Annotated in this window: 1 protein-coding gene; it reads right to left on the reverse strand. The window is 44.2% G+C overall.

Features of this window, described 5'->3' with window-relative positions; genetic code table 11:
- The coding region (locus ACHRVZ_RS21455) for a hypothetical protein (protein ID WP_395425059.1) at nt 1–249 on the reverse strand (249 nt) is incomplete at both ends.

The following is a 249-nucleotide window of genomic DNA, read 5'->3' on the forward strand; positions in this document are numbered from 1 at the left end:
CCTGTCTCACATACTGTTACGTTACCCGGAGCAGTTGGTGCTGATGGTGCGCCATTGATTGTTAAAACAACAGCTGTTCTTGTCAAACTTGAACAAGTTCCGTTTGAAGTCTGACCGTATAGTGTTTTGGTAGCAGCAACTGTACTTACTAATGTTGCCGGATTTACTATGTTTCCTCCTGTGGCAGCATCATACCAAACAATGCTTGAACCTGCTGGTACTGTAGCGGTAGCTGTTAGAGTTTGTGAA

Origin of the sequence: Flavobacterium sp. FlaQc-57 (genome assembly GCF_044007395.1) — a bacterium.
GTDB lineage: Bacteria > Bacteroidota > Bacteroidia > Flavobacteriales > Flavobacteriaceae > Flavobacterium.